The sequence below is a fragment of the Pedobacter arcticus A12 genome, assembly GCF_000302595.1.
Lineage (GTDB): Bacteria > Bacteroidota > Bacteroidia > Sphingobacteriales > Sphingobacteriaceae > Pseudopedobacter > Pseudopedobacter arcticus.
This window is the reverse complement of sequence record NZ_AKZJ01000020.1, coordinates 1-1,721: the sequence shown is the minus strand read 5'-3', so window position 1 is coordinate 1,721 and position 1,721 is coordinate 1. Positions and strand designations below refer to the sequence as shown.

At 48.3% G+C, this 1,721-nt stretch carries 2 protein-coding genes; both read right to left on the bottom strand.

Translation table 11 applies throughout. The annotated features are described in order from the left end of the window. Window positions 1-1,049: alginate lyase family protein (locus B176_RS0101370; protein WP_017256975.1), on the bottom strand; the 1,049-nt coding region annotated here is incomplete at its 3' end. Between the two features lie 3 nt (window positions 1,050-1,052). After that, a partial coding sequence (locus tag B176_RS18790; protein ID WP_040539720.1) for a DUF4982 domain-containing protein occupies window positions 1,053-1,721 on the bottom strand: 669 nt, incomplete at its 5' end.

The following is a 1,721-nucleotide window of genomic DNA, read 5'->3' as shown; positions in this document are numbered from 1 at the left end:
GCCCCGAAGATCAGGAACGGCTGTGCCACTGGCCACTCTTTCCAGTACATCACATCGGGTCTCAAGGTCCATCTGCTTTTATCTGCGATAAAAGGGTACAAAAACTCGATTCCTTTTTTGATCGATTTTCCATCAGCTGTGGTGTAAGTAAAGAGCTTGTCTTCTGGTGTTGAAAGTATCTGGCAGAGCACAGTCATCGCATCCAGGTTAAAAATAGAATAACCGTAAGGTTTGGTACGGGCCATCTCTAGGGGGAAGCTTCCGTCTGTTGCCATCTGGCTGGGTAGTAGAACAGTTTTGTAACGGTCTGAGGCAAACTTAAGCAGTTCCCCATTGCCCGTAAGCTTTGCAAAACCGGCTATCTGTAAAGTAAAACAGGTTCCGTGATTGTTCTTTGCGTTCATCTCCTCGATACCGTTCTTGCTGGTCATCAGCCATTTGGTATAGCTGGAGAACCAGCTCTTGATGGCTTTCAGATCGGCAGGACTGATTTTATCTGACATCACCAAAGCTCCCTGTGCAACATCCAGCAGATGGATGGTATCGATGATACCGATACCCCTGCCTTTGAACCTTCCGGTAATGGCCTGTGCGTATTCCAGGTCTGGGTTCATCTTGGTGCTGGCGTTTACAAACCAGGCTTTCAGATGAAGAACTGCCTGCTTTACATACTTTTCCTCTCCCGTGATCTTATATGCTGATGCCAGAGCACCCACGATCCTGTTCAGACGGATCATCGCCAGCCGGTGTGCAACAAAGTTGTCCGGATTGGTCAGCCCGTCTTTCTGGATATAGGGCGCACTGGCGTCTTTTGGATCCGGCCACCAGTAGTCTCCCTCCGAAAAGAAATCATGCTTCCCGCCCGCACTTCTTGTTGATGTTTCTGCGGTGACGGTGACCGGTTGCTGTTGCATGGCCCAGTCTGCCTCGGCCAGGGTCTGTTGTTTCAGAACTTCTTCTGCCTGCTGTGCTATATTGGTTTTCTTGTCCAGTTTGGGCGAACATCCCACAAAAAACAACACTCCGATAATACTTAAGAATCTCTTCATTTTTTACAAGTTTAAGAACTGGGTCGGGATACTATCTGACTTTACAGAGGCAATGCTTTTCCCCTTGTTTGTATATAAACTGATTACTGCTCTTCCGTTGTACAGCTGTACTTTGCGTGAGCCTGAGGAGGTTCCCTGATCATCGATCAGTTTCCCGTCTCCGGTCAGCCCGAAATAAACGTATTCTTTCGCATCCAAACATAAGACACCATTGGTATCCAGCAGTTTTGCCTCTATCGTGATCTTCCCATCGGCCTCTTGTAGCTTTGTCAAGGTCAGCTTTGCGGGCTTGCCCCATTTGGCGGTCTGGTACTCTTGTCTTATCTCATCGGTTACGGTCTGTTTTCCTCTTTTGGCCACAACCCTGATCTCGTTGTTCCCTTCTTGGTAGTTCACCATCCAGCGTAAACCAGAAGCTGGAAAGTCTTGGCTATTCCGTTTTTTAACGCCCTGGCTTTTTCCGTTCACGAAAAGCTCTGCCTCATCGGCATTGGAATACACTTTTACCATCCGCTTATGTCCCTTATCGCCCCAGCGTACCGGCCAGCTGTGCCCGTAGATGTGTGCCATCAGTCCTTCTGTCCAGTACGACTGGAATACGTAGTATGCTTCTTTCCTGGTAAAATCTCTTTCCACTACTCCCTTCTGGTTCATGTATGGAACGGGATTCTC